Source organism: Streptomyces sp. NPDC006393 (genome assembly GCF_040628575.1).
Classification (GTDB): domain Bacteria; phylum Actinomycetota; class Actinomycetes; order Streptomycetales; family Streptomycetaceae; genus Streptomyces.
Genome location: NZ_JBEXZD010000056.1, coordinates 1 through 16,948, shown reverse-complemented (window position 1 = coordinate 16,948; position 16,948 = coordinate 1). Strand labels below are relative to the sequence as shown.

Genomic DNA, 16,948 nt, shown 5'->3' with positions numbered 1-16,948 from the left:
GTTCCTCAGCCCAGGTCGCCCTCGAGGACCGTCCGGGTGATCGGGGGCCGGTCCCACAGGGCGAGGAGTTCGTTGGCGAGGGCCGTGGCCGCGAGCGGGTCCCGGTCGCCGTGCGCGACGATGGCGGCGGCCGACAGGCCGCGCGGGACCGCGCCCGCGTCGAGGAGGGCACGCCACTCCTCCGGCCCGAGCTCCAGGAACTCCAGTCCGGCCAGCTCCGCGATCTGGAGCGGGTCGGCGAGCGTGCCGGGATAGGCGGTGAGGGTCCGCAGGCGGGGCAGCCCGAACAGCGGCGCGAGACTGAGCGGCGTGCGGTCCCACACCCCGATGGACAGCACCTCCAGCCCGGCGTGGGCGGCGGCCTCCACGCTCGTAAGGCTCCGGATGTTGACGTGTGCCACGACCGGCGGCTGCTGCGCGCGGGGGCCGGGGAGCTCGTCCGCGGGCCCGTTCAGCACCAGATCGGTGAGGGAGCCGGCGAGCAGGTCGGCGCCGGTGTTCTGCTCGTGACCGAGGATGATGATCTGGCCCGAGTGCCCGCGCGGTCCCGGGGTCAGATCGACCGCGATCCGGTCGCCGCCGCCGTTGTCGCCGAAGACGATCCAGCCGGGGGAGCCGACCAGCCCCTGCACGGCCGCGTCGGGCGGGGTGACGACCGCCTCCTTCGCCGCGAACCGCCACGGGCAGCGACGGGACGCCGCGTCGGCGATGTACAGGTCGTCCAGGGGAAACAGTTCGCACCCGACCGCGTCGCACAGGCGGTCCGCCGCCTCCTGGTCGTCGCGCCAGTCGTCCCACCGGGCCCGCGTCACCCGGTAGAGCGCCTTGAGCTCGTCGGGCAGCGCGACGCCGAGACGCGCCTCGGCGGCGGCTATGTCCGCCTCCGTGGCGCCGACCGTGCCGGGGACCCGTTCGCGCAGGGTCCGCTCCAGCACCGCCGGGTCCGCCGACGGGGCCGGCACCGCCCCGGGCGCCGGGTCCGGCAACCGGCGCCAGGGCTCGGGGACGGCGTTCTCGACCAGGAGCAGCGCACCCGGATGCGGACCGCCGATACCGGGCTCCACGGCGGGACCGGAACGCAGGAGATGGAGCACGGCCTTCCCGGCGGGGGAGAGCTCCGCCACGAACGCGACGCTGTCCTCGCCGGCCTCCGTGAGCGCGCTCTGCACCCGCTTCACCGCGGTGAACTCGTCCAGCATCTCCTCGGCCTGCGAGGCCCGCCCCGGCCGCGGAAGGCTCCGCCGTACGGGAACGCTCCAGCCGTAGCGGCCGATCTGTCCGCCCACGCGGCCGTCCCGGTCCGAGACCCGGTCCTCGGTGCCGGGCCGCAGGAGCCTCAACAGCGGTTCCCAGGTCGCGAAGTCATACAGCGAGGACAACGGTGGCCTCCGGTCGATCCCGTGATGTGACGCAGGCGATTATCCCGTGTTCTCGTCCGCCGCCGCCGTGCCCGTTCGCCGTCCGCTTCCTCCGCCTCCGCGTCCTTCTTCCGGCGGCGTCGCGTCGTTGTTCTGTCGCTCTTCCTTCTGAACGTGATCGGCCCGGGGCCGGCGGGGACTTCGTCAACGCTTGAAAGATTCCCGTGTCCAGGGGCTTGCCGCGACTGTCGTGTCATCAGTTAAATCAAGTCGTGAACTAAGCGGTGTGGGCGTGCGGTTGGGGCCGTGCTCGCAGTGTCCTGCCGTCGCGCCCGCGCCGTCACTCCCCATCACACCCACAAGGATTCGTATGAGACGCAGATCCTTGGGTGTCGCGCTCGCCGCAGCGGCGGCGCTCATCACCCTTCCCGCACACGCCCCCGCCTCGGCGGCGGAGACACCGCTGTCCCAGGGAAAGACCGCCACCTCGTCCTCCGTCGAGAACGGCGGCACCCCGGCCGCGTACGCCGTCGACGGCGACACCGGCACCCGCTGGTCGTCGGCCGCCGGTGACACCCAGTGGCTCCAGGTCGACCTGGGCGCGACGGCCTCGGTCACCAAGGTGGTCCTCGACTGGGAGGCCGCCTACGGCAAGGACTACAAGGTCCAGATCTCCGCCGACGGCAGCACCTGGACCGACCTGAAGTCCGTGACCGGCGGCGACGGCGGCACCGACACCCTGGACGTCTCCGGCCAGGGACGCTACGTGAGGATGTACGGCATCCACCGGGCCACCCAGTGGGGCTACTCCCTCTGGGAGTTCCAGGTCTTCGGGACCACAGGAGGATCCACCCCCTCCTCCTGCGGCACCGCGAACGCCGCCCAGGGCAGGCCCGCCTCGGCCTCCTCCACCGAGAACGCCGGCACCCCCGCCTCCGCCGCCTTCGACGGCGACCCGGGCACCCGCTGGTCCAGCGCGGCCTCGGACCCGCAGTGGGTCCAGGTGGACCTGGGCTCCGTGCAGGACTTGTGCAAGGTGGACCTGTCCTGGGAGGCCGCCTACGCCAAGGAGTTCCAGATCCAGGCCTCCACCGACGGCCACACCTGGAACACGCTGCGCAGCGTCACCGGCGCCACCGGCGGCACCGCCTCCTACGACGTCAGCGGCTCCGGCCGGTACCTCCGGATCTACGGCACCGTGCGCGCGACCGGCTACGGCTACTCGCTGTGGGAGGTCGCCGTGCACACCGGCTCGTCCGGCACCACGGGACCGGTCCAGGGCGGCGGCGACCTCGGACCGAACGTGATCGTGGTCGACCCCTCCACCCCCAACCTGCAACAGAAGTTCGACCAGGTCTTCGCCCAGCAGGAGTCCGCCCAGTTCGGCACCGGCCGCTACCAGTTCCTGCTCAAGCCGGGCACCTACAACGGCATCAACGCCCAGATCGGCTTCTACACCTCCATCTCCGGGCTGGGCCTCAACCCCGACGACACCCAGATCAACGGTGACGTCACCGTCGACGCGGGCTGGTTCAACGGCAACGCCACGCAGAACTTCTGGCGCTCGGCGGAGAACCTCGCCATCAGGCCGTCGAACGGCACCGACCGGTGGGCCGTCGCGCAGGCGGCGCCCTTCCGCCGGATCCACGTCCAGGGCGGCCTCAACCTCGCCCCGAACGGCTACGGCTGGGCCTCCGGCGGCTACATCGCCGACTCGAAGATCGACGGCACCGTCGGCCCGTACTCGCAGCAGCAGTGGTACACCCGGGACAGCTCCGTCGGCGGCTGGACCAACGGCGTGTGGAACATGACGTTCACCGGTGTCCAGGGCGCCCCGGCGACCAACTTCGACACCGGCCCGTACACCACCCTGGACACCACGCCCGTCTCCCGCGAAAAGCCGTTCCTCTACCTCGACGGCAGCACCTACAAGGTGTTCGTGCCCGCCAAGCGCACCAACGCCCGCGGTGTCTCCTGGCCGGCGAACGCGGGCACCTCGATCCCGCTCGACCAGTTCTACGTGGTCAAGCCGGGCGCGACCGCGGCGACCATCAACCAGGCACTGTCCCAGGGCCTCAACCTGCTGTTCACCCCGGGCGTCTACCACCTGGACCGGACGATCGACGTCACCCGGGCGGACACGGTGGTGCTGGGCCTCGGCCTGGCCACCCTGGTCCCCGACAACGGCGTCGACGCCCTGCACGTGGCCGACGTCGACGGCGTCCGGCTCGCCGGCTTCCTGATCGACGCCGGTTCCGTCAACTCCGACACCCTGCTCCAGATCGGTCCGCCCGGCTCGGCCGCGGACCACTCCGCCGACCCCACCACCATGCAGGACGTGTTCGTCCGCATCGGCGGCGCCGGACCCGGCCTCGCCACCAACTCGGTCGTCGTCAACAGCGACGACGTCGTCATCGACCACACCTGGCTGTGGCGCGCCGACCACGGCAGCGGCGTCGGCTGGGACACCAACCGGGCCGACTACGGCCTGCGCGTCAACGGCGACGACGTGCTCGCCACAGGCCTGTTCGTCGAGCACTTCAACAAGTACGACGTGTACTGGAACGGAGAGCGCGGCCGGACGATCTTCTTCCAGAACGAGAAGGCCTACGACGCCCCGAACGCGGCCGCCATCACCCACGACGGCATCGTCGGCTACGCGGCCTACAAGGTCGCCGACTCCGTCACCACCCACGAGGCCTGGGGACTGGGCAGCTACTGCAACTACACGGCCGATCCGTCGATCGTCCAGGCCCACGGCTTCCAGGTGCCCGTCAGGTCGGGCGTCGTCCTGCACGACGTGCTGGTGATCTCCCTCGGCGGCAAGGGCCAGTACGCCCACGTCGTCAACGACACCGGCGCGCCCACCTCGGGAACCGACACCGTGCCCTCCAAGCTGACCCGCTTCCCGTGACCGTGAGGCGCTGACCGGCCGGGCCGCACCAGGACGACCCGGCGACGGCGTGCGGCGAGCCGTGCACCCACGGCCCGTCGCACGCCCACGCGCCGTGGCACGCCCACGCGCCGTGGCACGCCCACGGCCCGTCGCACGGCACGGGAAAAACGAGGCGCGACCGCGGCACGGGCTGTGGCAGGGTGACGGGCCGGCCGCACCGTCCGCTCTGGAGAGGACCGGCGGACCGGCACACCGACGACAGGAGCACCGCGTGACACCCGGCCGCCTGACCCCGCTGCTGGAACAGTTCGACTTCGCACGCCGGCGCCTCACCGACCGTATGACCGGCCCGGTCGTGGACAGCGGCGACGCCACCGGCGTGGAGGTCGGCCCCATGACCGACGAGGAATACCTCTGGGAGCCGGTACCCGGCTGCTGGTCGGTCCGGCGGCGCTCCGACGGACCCGGCCCGCGCGCCACTCTCCTGACCGGCGCGGGCGACTGGGGACGCGACGCCACACCCCCACCGCACCCCTCGCCGCCGCCCTTCACCACCCTCGCCTGGCGGCTGACCCACCTCAGCGAGATGCTGACCCTGCGGGCCGACCATGTCACCGGCAGCCACACACTGACCAGGGACGACTACCGCGCCTGCGGAGACGCCGCAGGCGCGGTCGCGGCCTTCGACACCGCCGCCACGGCATGGCGCCGGGCCCTGCTGAGCACCGACGACGCCGCGCTCGACACGGTCGGACACAGCACCTACCCGCACGGCAGCGACCCGGAGGACGTGTTCCTCGACGTCGTCTGGTGGGTCAACCAGGAACTGCTGCACCACGGCGCCGAGATCGCCCTGCTGCGCGACCTGTACCGCGCCCGGCGGCGGTGACGTCAGGCCGAGCGGAGGGTGTCCTCGTGGTGGACGGGGTGGGCGAAGGGCAGGCCGGCGGTGTAGCGCGCCAGTTCGTCGGCGGCGGCCGCGGCCATGCGGTGCAGTTCACCGCCGAGGGAGCCGGCCACGTGCGGGGTGAGCACGACGTTGGGCAGGTCGTACAGGGGCGAGCCGGCGGGCAGGACCTCGGGTTCGGTGACGTCGAGGACGGCGTTGAGGCGGCCGGTGAGGAGTTCCTCCAGTAGCGCCTCCTGGTCGACGAGGGAGCCGCGGGAGGTGTTCACCAGGGTCGCGTCGTCGCGCAGGAGGGCGAGCCGGCGGCGGTCGATGAGGTGCCGGGTGGAGGGGAGTTCGGGAGCGTGGACGGTGACCACGTCACCGGCCTCGCACAGCTCGTCCAGGCCCACGGCGCGGGCGCCGAGCCGTTCGGCCTCCAAGGCTCCGACGTAGGGATCGTGCAGCAGCAGGTCGAGGTCGTGGGAACGCAGCAGTTCCAGGACCCGGCGGCCGATGCGGGAGGCGCCGACGACACCGACCGTGCGCCGGTGGTTCCCGGCGCGGGCGTAGGCGGCCAGCCAGTCGTGCGGTACGCCGCGCCGGGCCCGGTAGTCGTCCCGCATGCGCAGCAGCTGCTTGTTGGCGAGCAGGACGAAGGCCACGGTGTACTCGGCGACCGGCAGCGCGTTGGCCCAGGCCGCCGAGGTGACCTGGATGCCGCGGCGCCAGCAGGCGTCGGTGACGTGGTGCTTGACGGACCCGGCGGCGTGGATGACGGCGCGCAGCGCGGGCGCCCGTGCCAGCACGGCCTCGTCGAGCGGCGGGCAGCCCCAGCTGCTGACGATGACCTCGCTCTCGCGCAGCGCGGCGGCGGCCCGCGGGGTGGTGAAGTCGTCGACGACGAGCGTGGGGTCGAGATCGGCGAGCGCGGTGAACCGGGCCAGGGTGGGCCGGTCGATCAGACGTGCGGCGAGGTCGGCGTGCATGGCCAGCAGGGTGCGCGGGCGCCGGTGCCCGGAGCCGGCCGGGCTCGGCTGCGGGGCGGGGGCGGTCGGGGGGTTGGACACTCGGTTCTCCGGTGCGTGTGCGGCAGAGTCGTTGGGGTGTGCTGCGCCGGTCTACTTGACGCTTCCCGCGGTGAGGCCGGCCTTCCAGTGACGCTGAAGGGCGACGAAGGCGATCACCAGCGGGACGATGCCGAGCAGGGAGCCGGTGACGACCAGCGGGTAGTACTCGGGGAAGGCGTGGGTCTGGGTGTTCCAGCTGTACAGGCCGAGGCTGACGGGGAAGAGCCGGTCGTCGGAGAGCATCACCAGAGGGAGGAAGAAGTTGTTCCAGATGGCGGTGAACTGGAACAGGAAGACGGTGACCAGGCCGGGCAGCACCATGGGAAGCCCCACCGACCAGAAGGTCCGCAGCTCGCCGGCGCCGTCCACGCGGGCCGCCTCCAGCGCCTCGCCGGGCACGTACCCGGCGCAGAAGACGCGCGCCAGGTAGACCCCGAAGGGGTTCACGAGGCTCGGGACGAACACGGCCCAGAAGGTGTTGACGACCCCCAGCTCGGAGGCCAGCAGATACATCGGCAGCGCGAGCGCGGTGGTGGGCACCAGCACGCCGAGCAGGACCAGACCGAAGAGCTGCTCCTTGCCGGGGAAGGAGTAGACGTGGAAGGCGTAGCCCGCGCAGACGCACACCAGCGCGCACAGCAGGGCGCCGATCCCGGCGTACAGCAGGGAGTTGAGGTACCAGCGGAAGTAGATGCCGTCGCCGGCGGTGGCCAGGGCGTGCAGGTTGGCGCCGAGGTGCCAGGTGGAGGGGGTCAGGGCGCGCCCGCCGAGCAGGTCGCCGGTGTTCTTCGCGGCGGCGGCCAGCAGCCAGCCGAGCGGCAGCAGGGTGTAGGCGGTCGCCAGCACCAGGGCGCCGTTGACGGCGGTTCTGGACAGCGACCAGGGGCGGCGGCCGGGGGTGGACGTGGTGCCGGGCCGAGCGGTGACAGTGGTCATGCGGCGGCTCCCGGCTCGGTCTGCGGACGGGTGCGGCCCGCGCGGGTGCGGGTGGCCCGGGTGACGGCGAAGGAGAGCGCGGCGGCGGCCAGCGCGAGCAGCACCGAGGAGGCGGCGGCCAGGCCGTAGTCGTGCCGCTCGAAGGCGGCGGTGTAGGCGTACATGTTGGGGGACCAGGTGGAGACGACGCTGGGGGTGGTGCCGTGCAGGATCATCGGCTCGGTGAACAGTTGCAGCGAGCCGATGACGGTGAACAGGCCGACGACGGTGAGCGAGGAGCGGATCAGCGGGACCTTGATGCTCAGCGCGGTGCGCAGCGGTCCGGCGCCGTCGACACGGGCGGCCTCCAGAACCTCGCGCGGGATGGCCTGCAACGCGGCGAAGAAGATCACCATGTTGTAGCCGGTCCACTCCCACACGGCCATGTTGACGACGGCCGGAAGCGGATGACCCAGCAGATCGACGCCGGCGCCGGCGGAGTTCAGGGCGCCGATCACCGGGCTGATGCCGGGGGTGTAGAGGTACACCCAGACCAGCGCGGCGATGGTGCCGGGCACCGCGTGCGGCAGGAACAGCGCCAGCTGGAAGAAGCGGCGGGCCCGGACGAGCGCCGAGTCCAGCAGCAGGGCCAGTACCAGCGCCAGGCACATCATCAGCGGGATGTACAGCAGGCAGTACTGGGCGAGGTTGCGGAAGCCGCCGCGGAACGCGCCGTCGCCCAGGGCCCGGCTGTAGTTGCCGAGTCCCGTGAAGACCGTCTCGCTGCCGCCGAAGCCGAGACCGGACCGGTGCTCGGCGAAGAGGCTGAGGTGGACGGCGTAGCCGATCGGCACGAGCGTGGCGGTGGTGAAGAGCACGAAGAACGGCGCGAGCAGCGCGGTGGGCGCCCCGTACCGCCGCCGTCGTCCGGCGGCGGTACGGGCGGAGGGCGCGGCCGAGACCGCGCGGGCGGCCCCGGGGGCGGTCGTCGGGACGGTCGGGGTCATCGCGCGGAGACCTTCAGACCGCGGTTCTTCAGCTCGGCGACGGTGTCCTTCTGCGCGCTCGCGAGCGCCTGGGCGATGGTGCCGGAGCCGGAGGAGAGCCGTCCGAAGGAGTCCTTCAGCGAGGTGTTGGTGACGCCCATGGCCGGACCCCAGGTCCACTTCTGCCCGATGGACTTGGCCGCGCTTCGGTAGACGCCGTACACGTCCTGACCGCCGTAGAAGCCGGCCTTGAACGCCTTCGCGGCGACCGGGACCAGATCGGGGTCGGCGGGGTAGGCGGAGGAGTCGCCGGAGGAGATCCGGGCCTCGATGCCCTGGGGCGTGGTGGTGGCCCAGGTGGCGAACTCGACCGCGGCCTTCGCCTTCTCGCTGTCCTTGGACACGGCGAAGGTGCTTCCGCCGAGCATGCCGCCGGCCGCGTCGCCGTTCCAGCTGGGCAGCGGGGCGACGGCCCACTTGCCCGCCTGGTCGGGGAGCGTGCCCTTCAGCACGCCGCCGCCCCAGGAGGCGCCCAGGTAACCGGCGGTCTGCCCCTTCTGCAGCGAGGCGGTCCACTGCTGGCTGAAGGACGGTTCGACCCGGACCAGGTCGTCGTCGATCATCTTCTGCCAGTAGCCGGCGACCTTGGCGGTCTCGGGCCCGTCCAGGCTCACCTGCCAGGAGTCGCCGGCGGTTGTGAACCACCGGGCGCCGGCCTGCCAGGCCATCGCCTCGAAGGTGGTCGGGTCGTCGGGGAAGAACGTGGCGATACGGGCGCCGGGCTCGGCCTCGCGCAGCTTCCCGGCCGCCGCGCGGAACTCGTCCCACGTCCTGGGCGGCGTCTTGATGCCGGCCTTGGCGAACAGGTCCTTGCGGTAGTAGAAGACCTGCGGGGCGGCGTCCAGGGGCAGCGCGTAGGTGGCGCCCCCGAGGGTGGTCAACTGGACCGCCTGCGGCAGGTACTTGGCCTTGAGGTCCGCGTCGACGTACTCGCCGATGTCCTTGACCGCGCCCTGGCTGACGAAGTCGGGCAGCTGCGGGTACTCGACGTTGAAGACGTCGGGGGCGTTGCCGGCCTTGACCGCGTTGGAGAGCTTGGCGTAGCCGCCGGCCGTGCCGGAGGGGATCTCCTCGTAGGTGACGTGGACGTCCTTGTGGGAGGCGTTGAAGGCGTCGACGACCTCCTTGGTGCCCTTGGCCCAGCCCCAGAAGGTGATGTCGACGGTCTTGCCCGCGCCGGCCGGGTCCTCGTCGTCGCCGCCGCAGGCGGTGAGGAGGGTGGCGGACAGGGCGGCGGCGGTGAGCGCGGCGGCGGCGCGGAGGGCTCTGCGACTGCGGGAGAGGGCAGCGGACATGGCTCGGCTCCTGAGGAACGGGACGGGTGGGGTTGCCCGGTGGGGAGTCTGTGGCGCCGGGGACCGGCCAGACTCCGGCGCCTTCGGGCCCGGCCATCCTGAGAGCACTTCAGATCGAAGTCAATACCTCTCGATCGATCGATCGCATCTGATCAAACTTCGAGTGTCCGGTTGAGTGTGATTTGCCGGGAGCTGGCGTTGGAATTGCTCGCCTTGTGCATCACGGAGAGGGATCATTCGATCGATCAACCCGCGCAGACGGATCGAATGATATGCTCACGGTGAGTGATGTCAGGTGAGAAAGGGGCCGCCATGTCGATCGCGGCTGACGAGCGCCGCACGCGGATCCTCGAGGTCGTGCGCAAGCTCGGCACGGTACGGGTGACGGATCTCGCGGCCCGTCTGGACCTCCCCGCGGTCACCGTGCGCCGGGATGTCGCGGCCCTCGCCGAGGCCGGCCTGGTGCGCCGCTCGCACGGTTCGGTCTCGGGGCCCGACGAACGCACCGGCGCGGCGGCCGACGCCCGCACCATGGGGCTGATCGTGCCCACGGTGAGCCACACCGTCAGCCAGTACTTCGACGAGGTGATCGCCGGTGCCCGTGCCGCGGCCTCCGACGCGGGCGCCCATCTGATGCTGGGCATCTCCTCCTACGACCCGGGGGCCGACCGGACACAGGCGGAACAGCTCCTGAAGTCGGGCGCCGAGGGCCTGATGCTCACCCCCAACTGGCTCGCCACGGCCGACCCGGAGGACCGGCTCTGGCTCAACGAACTGCCGGTGCCGACGGTGCTGGTGGAACGCCGGGCCGCCGCCGGCACACCCGCGGCCGAACTCGACTCGGTCAGTTCCGACCACCACCACGGCGTCCTGCTCGCCCTGCGCCACCTGGCCGCACTCGGTCACGACACCGTCGTCCTCGCCGCCCGCCGCGACACCTGGACGGCGTTGCAGGTGCGCGGCGGCTATGTCCAGGGCTGCGAGACCCTCGGTCTCAGGCCGCGGCCGGTGATCGACATAGACGATCCGGCCACGGCTCCGGAGTCGGTGACCCGGCAACTCGCCGAGGCCGTCGACCAGGGTGTGCGCGCGGCCCTCGTGCACAACGACCAGGACGCCATCCAGCTTCCGGCGCTGCTGCGCGCACGAGGCCTGTCCGTCCCCGAGGATCTGGCGCTCATCAGCTACGACGACGTGTTCGCGGCGCTCGGCGCCCCGCCGCTGACCGCGGTGGCCCCGCCCAAGCGGGCCGTCGGCGCCGCCGCCGTCGACCTGCTGCTGCGGCGGCTGCGGCACGGCCCGGCCCTGCCGGTCCACCGGCTCGAACTGCTCCCCGCACTCAAGGTGCGCGCCTCCTGCGGCGGTACACCGACCGCCTGACATCCGCCGCTCGCCGGGCGCGGGCCGGTCACGACCGCTTGCCGCTCGACGTGATGACGCGGGCTCCGGTCCCACCCGGTGCCGTAGGGCGCCGGCGATGACGAGTCGGGGTCGCGTCGCCACCGGACAGCCGGCGCCGGGCCTTCACCTGATGAGCCGGCGCAGACAGCGGACCGCGAGGGCGGCGGGGGAGTCCGGCCCCTCGGTCCCGCCCTCCGTGTCGGCCCAGGTCTCCAGGGCGATCCGGATCGCGTCGGTGGCCGCGGCCGCGGCGAGCCGTACCTCCAGCGGATCGGCGTGCGCGCCCGCGAGCCGGGCGATCACCGGGACGAGCCGTTCCTCGGATTCCTGGTTCACCCGGTACCAGACCGCGCGCAGCGCGGGATCGTCCGTCGCGGCCCGCAGCAGCCCGCGGGTGCGGAGCAGCGCCTGGGCGGCCTTCTCGTCCGGTGCGGACAGGGCCTGCTCGACGTTCACCCGGTACCAGACCGCGCGCAGCGCGGGATCGTCCGTCGCGGCCCGCAGCAGCCCGCGGGTGCGGAGCAGCGCCTGGGCGGCCTTCTCGTCCGGTGCGGACAGGGCCTGCTCGACCGCGGCCTCCAGCGCCCGGGGAAGCGGCGTCCCCGGCTCGGTGGCCTCCAGCAGCGCCCGCCAGCGGTCGGCGCCGGTCGCGAGCAGCGGGCTCACCGCGTCCTGTTTGGAGCGGAAGTACCGGTAGAAGGTCCGCAGCGCGACGCCCGCGTGCCGGGCGATCTCCTCGGCCGTCGTGCCGTCCGGACCACGCGTGGCGAACAGTTCGGCGGCCGCGTCCGCGATCTCGAGTTGCGTGGCGGCCTTGCGGCGCTCGGTCAGGGAAGGTGACGGCTTCGTGCTCACGGCAGAAGGGTACGGCTTCCGGTCGATGCATGGCATGCAGTGCCGCGGTGGCAAAACGTGCCACTCAGGCGTAACGTGAAGAGCGTATCGAGAACGTCGGCACGCCGGAGAGCCGCCGTCACAGGTGCCGCGCGACACCGCGCGGCCGGGTTGGAGCACACGCATGAACCGCTATGAAGGCCGTCGCGCCCTGATCACCGGAGGTGGCTCGGGCATCGGCCAGGCCACCGCGCTGCGCATCCTCGAGGAGGGCGGCACCGTCGTGGCCGCGGACATCAGCGAGGCAGGCCTGAAGGACACCGTGGAGAAGGCCGGAGCCGCCTCGGCCCGCCTCACCACGCTGGTCGTCGACATCGCCGAGGAGGCCTCCGTACGTGACGGGGTGGCCGCCGCGCTCGCCGCGCTCGGCGGTCTGGACGTACTGGTCAACGCGGCGGGGATCCTGCGCTCCTCGCACACCCACGAGACGAGCCTTCAGGCCTTCACCGGGGTCCTCCAGGTCAACCTGGTCGGCACCTTCCTCGTGATCCGCGAGTGCATTCCGGCGCTGCTGGAGGGCCGGGACGCCGCGGTCGTCAACTTCAGTTCGACCTCGGCGGTCTTCGCGCACCCCTACATGGCGGCGTACGCGGCGAGCAAGGGCGGCATCCAGGCCATGACGCACGCGCTGGCCGCCGAGTACGCCGCGCGGGGCATCCGCTTCACCGCCGTCCAGCCGGGGTCCATCTCGTCCGGCATGACCGACGGCAGCGGCGCCAGCAGGCAGAGCACGGGCCCGGGGCTGCCCGAGGACGCCGACATGAGCCTGTTCGCGAAGCTGTCGCCCGCGCTCGGGCAGGGGTTCGCCGGTCCGGAGACGGTGGCGTCCGTGGTGGCGATGCTCGGCTCCGAGGACGGCAGGTTCATCACCGGCACCGAGATCCGCATCGACGGCGGCACCCACTTCTGATCGACGGCCGCACCCCATTCCGACGGCGGCCGTCGGCATCGAGAAGGGCGAGGGCACGTACCCCGACACACCGGACAGCACTCCGCCCCGCCGATCGTCGATCGGCGGGGCGGAGTGTTCGGCGTCAGGGGCCGGGCGGTGTCAGCCGGCCGGCGAGGCGGGTCAGCCGGCCACCGCGACGGGCTGCTCGGCCTGCTGCGGCTGGGAGTAGACGCTCTCCAGGTCGTCGACCGCGGAGGCCGACGCGTGGTCGTACTTCGTGTGGTCGAGGATCTTCTCGCGGGCCGAGACGAGGACCGGGATGAGGGCCTGACCGGCCACGTTGGTGGCGGTGCGCATCATGTCCAGGATCGGGTCGATGGCGAGCAGCAGACCCACGCCCTCCATCGGCAGGCCGAGGGTGGACAGGGTGAGCGTCAGCATGACCGTCGCACCCGTCAGACCGGCGGTGGCCGCCGAGCCGATCACCGAGACGAAGGCGATGAGCACGTACTCCTTGATGCCCATGTGCACATCGAAGATCTGCGCCACGAAGATCGAGGAGATGGCCGGGTAGATGGCTGCGCAGCCGTCCATCTTGGTGGTCGCGCCGAAGGGCACCGCGAAGGAGGCGTAGTCCTTCGGGACGCCGAGCCGGATCGCCGACTGCTGGGTGACCGGCATGGTGCCGACCGAGGAGCGGGAGACGAACGCGAGCTGGATGGCGGGCCAGGCGCCCTTGAAGAACTGCAGCGGGTTCAGCTTGCCGACGGTCGCCAGCAGCAGCGGGTAGACGCCGAAGAGGACCAGGGCGCAGCCGACGTAGATGTCGACGGTGAAGGTCGCGTAGTCGCCGAGCAGGTTCCAGCCGTACTCGACGATGGCGCGGCCGATGAGGCCCGCGGAGCCGATCGGGGCGAGCAGGATCACCCACCACAGGGCCTTCTGGAGCAGCTCCAGGACGGACTCGGAGAGGGTGAGGATCGGCTGGGCCTTCGGGCCGATCTTGAGGATCGCGATACCGGCGACGACCGCCATGAAGACGATCTGCAGGACGTTGAGCTCCGTGAACGGCGTGACGACATCGGTCGGGATGATGCCGGTCAGGAAGTCCAGCCAGCTGCCGGCGTGGTCCGGCTTGGCGCCGTCGGCCGGGGTGAGGTCGGAGCCGGAGCCCGGGTTGGAGATCAGGCCGATGGCGAGGCCGATGACGACCGCGATCAGCGAAGTGATCATGAACCAGAGCAGGGTGCGGCCGGCCAGGCGGGCCGCGTTGTTGACCTTCCGCAGGTTGGTGATGGACACCATGATCGCGAAGAAGACCAGCGGGGCCACGGCCAGCTTCAGCAGCTGCACGAAGATGCCGCCCACCTTGTCGAGGGTGGTGGCGAGCCAGGACACGTCGTAGGTCCGGGCCACGAAGCCGAGGACCAGGCCGATGGCGAGGCCCAGCAGGACCTGGGCCCAGAACGGGACGGGTATGCGGAAGCCGGACTTCTCGGGCTTCGGATCGCCGGTATTGGCGGACACGGACACACTCCAGTAGGGACGCGCGGGAAAGGGATGAGCGGGACGTACGGGAGCGGCGGCCGTAGGACGTGTCAACGGCGCCGCTGCATCGAGGAGATCGCGATCAGGCGCGACAGGCCGCGGACATGCAGCGGCAGAGATCGACATGCAGGCGCGCCACGAGCGTCACGCTCATGGCGGCGCGGCTGACGCCGCGAGGGGCGTCGGCGCGGTGCGCGGCTGCTGTCTTCATGGCCCAAAGGTTAACACTTGTACTTTGAGAACATCAAAGCCGGTCTTTGACAGAGGATCGAGCGCCCCGGCAGGGGTGCGGCGCGCTGGCCCGCCGCGATTTCTCTGACTAGAGTCAGAGAATGCACTCGGCACAGATTGACCAGGTGCGGCGGTTCAACCGCACCGTCACCCAGCGAGTGGGTGTGCTCCACGACCACTACCTGGGCAGCGACCGGCCGATCGGCGAGGCCCGGCTGCTCTGGGAGATCGGCGCACAGGGCGAGGACGTACGGCGGCTGCGCGAGCGCCTCGGACTCGACTCCGGGTACGTCAGCCGGCTCCTGCGCTCCCTGGAGGCCGACGGTCTGGTGACCGTCGAACCGCATCCCCGGGACAGACGCGTGCGCACCGTCCGGCTCACCGACGCGGGCCGCGCCGAGCGGGCCGCGCTCGACGCCCGCAGCGACGAGCTGGCCGGCTCCCTGCTCGAACCGCTCAACGAGGCCCAGCGCGCCCGGCTGGTCGCCGCCATGGCCGAGGTCGACCGGCTGCTGACCGCCGGGACCGTGACCCTGGAGACCGTCGACCCGGGGCACCCCGACGCCCTGTACTGCCTGCGGTCCTACTTCACAGAGTTGCAGGGGCGCTTCGAGACCGGCTTCGACCCCGAGCGGAGCCTGCTGCCCGACGCCGGTGAACTCACCCCGCCGCGCGGCGAGTTCCTGGTCGCCCGGCTGCACGGCGAACCCGTCGGCTGCGCGGGCCTGAAACTGCCGCCCGGCGCCCCGGCCGAGATCAAACGCATGTGGGTGGCGCCCCGCGCCCGCAGGCTCGGCCTCGGCCGCCGCTTCCTCACCGAACTGGAGGCGCGGGCCGCCCGGCACGGCCGCACTCTGCTGCGCCTGGACACCAACAAGGCCCTGACCGCGGCGATCGGGCTGTACCACTCCTGCGGTTTCCGGGAGGTCCCCGCCTTCAACGACGAGCCGTACGCCCACCACTGGTTCGAGAAGCGCATCACCGCACCGCCGGCGGCACCACAGGATTGAGCGGCCTTGTCACGCCCGGGCCGCGCAGGCCCGGATGTCGTCCCGGGTGTGCTCCATCAGCTCGGCCAGATCACCGACCTTCGGGTCGAGCCGTTCCGCGCGCGGGGCGATGTCGTGGACCCAGCCGGCGGTGGACAGCGCGAGCTCGACGGCCTTCTTCTCCAGACCGTCGCCCAGCAGCTCCTCGATCTTGAAGGAGAGGCCCGCCAGCGTCTCGTCATCGGTCTCGGGCACCAGGTACTCCTCGAGACCGGCCGGATACGGTGTCTCCTGCCTCGACTCGCGCAGGGCGGTGACCACCGCGGACTCCTCGCTGTACTGATCGAGGAGTCCCATGAGGACGTACAGCCGTGCCACCAGCCGTGGCAGGCCCGGATGCCGGTCCAGCCAGGTCATGAGATCGCGCTGACCGCCGAGGTGGTCGATGACCTGTGTCATCTCCTCGGTGAGGGTGGTGGGCAGAACCCAGTGGAACGGCAGCAGGCGCGCCACCTGGTCGGCGAGCTCCGCCTCGCCCCGCGGGTCCAGTGTCCCGGCGACGAAGCCACTGACCAGCTCGTGATCCAAGCTGAAACCGGTCGGCTTCGACCGGTCACGTGAGGTGCCCGAGGCGTCGTGACGCAGACGCAGGAGCTCGTCGACGATCTTGCTCAGCGATGTGTCGTGCACGGATCCTCCCGGGGGCTGCCTCACCACTGTGCCGTCCGTCGCAGGCCCGGCGCGCGCTGGTTGGTCCGGTCGAGTCACCCCCTATGCACGGTTTGCGGGGCGGAACGCGGCGCGTTTGAGTGAGTAGGGGTCCCCTCCATCGGTGAGGAGTGCGTCATGTCGATGTCGTTCGGTTCTGCCTTCGGTTCGTCGGATCCGTTCGGTGAGCTGTTGAACCGGTTCTTCGGAATGTCGCCCGCGACGTCGCCTCCGGCGGTGCAGCGGGTGCCGATCGGGCGGCTGCTGAGCGAGCCGTCGCAGGAGCTGCTCAATCTTGCGGCACGGCGGGCGCTGGAGGACGGGACCCCGGACCTCGACACGGATCACTTGTTGTGGGCCGCGACGCAAGTGGAGCCGTCGCGTGGCCTGTTGGCGCAGGCGGGGGTGGACGTGGAGGAGCTCGCCGCACAGATCGCCAAGGTGCTGCCGCGGGAGTCGGCGGAGGTGTCGGCGCAGCCGGGGCTGACACCGGCGGCCAAGCGGACGCTGGCCGCCGCCTATGGGCTGTCGCAGGCCGCGGGCGCCTCCTACATCGGGCCCGAACACATTCTGGGTGCGCTGCTGGAGGGGGAGGGCACGGGTGCCGCCCGGCTGTTGCAGGCGGCGGGGCTGGATGTGTCGCGGCTGCGGGGCCTGGCCGAGAGGCCGGCGCGACCGGCCCGTGGGGAGGGTGCCGCTGCGGGTCAGGACGGTGGGACGCCATCGTCGTTGGAGGAGTACGGGCGGGATCTGACGGAGGAGGCGAAGGCGGGCAGGCTGGATCCGGTGGTGGGGCGTGCGGAGGAGATCGAGCAGACG

The 16,948-nt window shown here is 71.6% G+C and carries 15 protein-coding genes; 6 read left to right on the top strand and 9 right to left on the bottom strand.

What is annotated here, in order from left to right; genetic code table 11:
* Positions 1-5 precede the first annotated feature (5 nt).
* Entirely contained in the window at positions 6-1,379 is a 1,374-nt protein-coding gene (locus tag ABZ484_RS22560) for an SMI1/KNR4 family protein (RefSeq protein WP_358867705.1), read from the bottom strand.
* 349 nt (positions 1,380-1,728) lie between these two features.
* Here ABZ484_RS22560 and ABZ484_RS22555 point away from each other — a divergent pair, with 349 nt between their 5' ends.
* Together ABZ484_RS22555 and ABZ484_RS22550 are read left to right on the top strand one after the other, a co-directional pair.
* A complete protein-coding gene (locus tag ABZ484_RS22555) occupies positions 1,729-4,272 on the top strand; it encodes a discoidin domain-containing protein (protein ID WP_358867704.1) in 2,544 nt (847 codons plus the stop codon).
* A 253-nt stretch (positions 4,273-4,525) separates the two neighbouring features.
* Entirely contained in the window at positions 4,526-5,143 is a 618-nt protein-coding gene (locus ABZ484_RS22550) for a DinB family protein (protein WP_358867703.1), read from the top strand.
* A gap of 2 nt (positions 5,144-5,145) precedes the next feature.
* On the opposite strand, the gene ABZ484_RS22545 is transcribed toward ABZ484_RS22550, so the two are convergent.
* The 4 genes from ABZ484_RS22545 to ABZ484_RS22530 all read right to left on the bottom strand — a co-directional run bounded on the left by ABZ484_RS22545 (position 5,146) and on the right by ABZ484_RS22530 (position 9,466).
* Positions 5,146-6,129: a hydroxyacid dehydrogenase gene (locus tag ABZ484_RS22545; protein ID WP_358867730.1), complete on the bottom strand. Its 984-nt coding sequence runs from the start codon at positions 6,127-6,129 to the stop codon at positions 5,146-5,148.
* 132 nt (positions 6,130-6,261) lie between these two features.
* Positions 6,262-7,146 carry a carbohydrate ABC transporter permease gene (locus ABZ484_RS22540; protein WP_358867702.1) on the bottom strand — a complete coding sequence of 295 codons (885 nt, stop codon included), beginning with the start codon at positions 7,144-7,146 and terminating at the stop codon, positions 6,262-6,264.
* Positions 7,143-8,132 (bottom strand): sugar ABC transporter permease, encoded by a 990-nt coding sequence (locus tag ABZ484_RS22535; RefSeq protein ID WP_358867701.1) that lies wholly within the window; start codon positions 8,130-8,132, stop codon positions 7,143-7,145. The genes ABZ484_RS22540 and ABZ484_RS22535 overlap by 4 nt, the downstream gene beginning before the upstream one ends.
* A complete protein-coding gene (locus tag ABZ484_RS22530) occupies positions 8,129-9,466 on the bottom strand; it encodes an extracellular solute-binding protein (protein WP_358867700.1) in 1,338 nt (445 codons plus the stop codon). The genes ABZ484_RS22535 and ABZ484_RS22530 overlap by 4 nt, the downstream gene beginning before the upstream one ends.
* A gap of 312 nt (positions 9,467-9,778) precedes the next feature.
* Between ABZ484_RS22530 and ABZ484_RS22525 the strand changes: the two genes are divergently transcribed.
* Positions 9,779-10,846, top strand: a complete 1,068-nt coding sequence (locus tag ABZ484_RS22525; protein WP_358867699.1) for a substrate-binding domain-containing protein — start codon at positions 9,779-9,781, stop codon at positions 10,844-10,846.
* A gap of 144 nt (positions 10,847-10,990) precedes the next feature.
* Here ABZ484_RS22525 and ABZ484_RS22520 read toward each other — a convergent pair whose 3' ends face one another.
* Positions 10,991-11,722 (bottom strand): TetR family transcriptional regulator, encoded by a 732-nt coding sequence (locus tag ABZ484_RS22520; RefSeq protein ID WP_358867698.1) that lies wholly within the window; start codon positions 11,720-11,722, stop codon positions 10,991-10,993.
* A gap of 163 nt (positions 11,723-11,885) precedes the next feature.
* Here ABZ484_RS22520 and ABZ484_RS22515 point away from each other — a divergent pair, with 163 nt between their 5' ends.
* Positions 11,886-12,671 carry an SDR family NAD(P)-dependent oxidoreductase gene (locus ABZ484_RS22515; RefSeq protein ID WP_358867697.1) on the top strand — a complete coding sequence of 262 codons (786 nt, stop codon included), beginning with the start codon at positions 11,886-11,888 and terminating at the stop codon, positions 12,669-12,671.
* Between the two features lie 162 nt (positions 12,672-12,833).
* Here ABZ484_RS22515 and ABZ484_RS22510 read toward each other — a convergent pair whose 3' ends face one another.
* Both ABZ484_RS22510 and ABZ484_RS22505 read right to left on the bottom strand, forming a co-directional pair.
* Positions 12,834-14,180 carry a dicarboxylate/amino acid:cation symporter gene (locus tag ABZ484_RS22510; protein ID WP_358867696.1) on the bottom strand — a complete coding sequence of 449 codons (1,347 nt, stop codon included), beginning with the start codon at positions 14,178-14,180 and terminating at the stop codon, positions 12,834-12,836.
* Between the two features lie 103 nt (positions 14,181-14,283).
* Positions 14,284-14,412 carry a hypothetical protein gene (locus ABZ484_RS22505; protein WP_267882727.1) on the bottom strand — a complete coding sequence of 43 codons (129 nt, stop codon included), beginning with the start codon at positions 14,410-14,412 and terminating at the stop codon, positions 14,284-14,286.
* Between the two features lie 121 nt (positions 14,413-14,533).
* Here ABZ484_RS22505 and ABZ484_RS22500 point away from each other — a divergent pair, with 121 nt between their 5' ends.
* Positions 14,534-15,442 (top strand): helix-turn-helix domain-containing GNAT family N-acetyltransferase, encoded by a 909-nt coding sequence (locus ABZ484_RS22500; protein ID WP_358867695.1) that lies wholly within the window; start codon positions 14,534-14,536, stop codon positions 15,440-15,442.
* Between the two features lie 9 nt (positions 15,443-15,451).
* On the opposite strand, the gene ABZ484_RS22495 is transcribed toward ABZ484_RS22500, so the two are convergent.
* Positions 15,452-16,111, bottom strand: coding sequence for a hypothetical protein (locus ABZ484_RS22495; RefSeq protein ID WP_358867694.1), 660 nt, complete (start codon positions 16,109-16,111; stop codon positions 15,452-15,454).
* A gap of 156 nt (positions 16,112-16,267) precedes the next feature.
* Between ABZ484_RS22495 and ABZ484_RS22490 the strand changes: the two genes are divergently transcribed.
* Positions 16,268-16,948 (top strand): Clp protease N-terminal domain-containing protein (locus tag ABZ484_RS22490; protein ID WP_358867693.1); only part of this gene is annotated, 681 nt, incomplete at its 3' end.

Coding starts and splice junctions, on each gene's coding strand:
- ABZ484_RS22535 (WP_358867701.1), bottom strand. CDS start 8,132: ATGACCCCGACCGTCCCGACGACCGCCCCCGGGGCCGCCCGCGCGGTC.
- ABZ484_RS22540 (WP_358867702.1), bottom strand. CDS start 7,146: ATGACCACTGTCACCGCTCGGCCCGGCACCACGTCCACCCCCGGCCGC.
- ABZ484_RS22525 (WP_358867699.1), top strand. CDS start 9,779: ATGTCGATCGCGGCTGACGAGCGCCGCACGCGGATCCTCGAGGTCGTG.
- ABZ484_RS22530 (WP_358867700.1), bottom strand. CDS start 9,466: ATGTCCGCTGCCCTCTCCCGCAGTCGCAGAGCCCTCCGCGCCGCCGCC.
- ABZ484_RS22505 (WP_267882727.1), bottom strand. CDS start 14,412: ATGAAGACAGCAGCCGCGCACCGCGCCGACGCCCCTCGCGGCGTCAGC.
- ABZ484_RS22545 (WP_358867730.1), bottom strand. CDS start 6,129: ATGCACGCCGACCTCGCCGCACGTCTGATCGACCGGCCCACCCTGGCC.
- ABZ484_RS22555 (WP_358867704.1), top strand. CDS start 1,729: ATGAGACGCAGATCCTTGGGTGTCGCGCTCGCCGCAGCGGCGGCGCTC.
- ABZ484_RS22515 (WP_358867697.1), top strand. CDS start 11,886: ATGAACCGCTATGAAGGCCGTCGCGCCCTGATCACCGGAGGTGGCTCG.
- ABZ484_RS22500 (WP_358867695.1), top strand. CDS start 14,534: ATGCACTCGGCACAGATTGACCAGGTGCGGCGGTTCAACCGCACCGTC.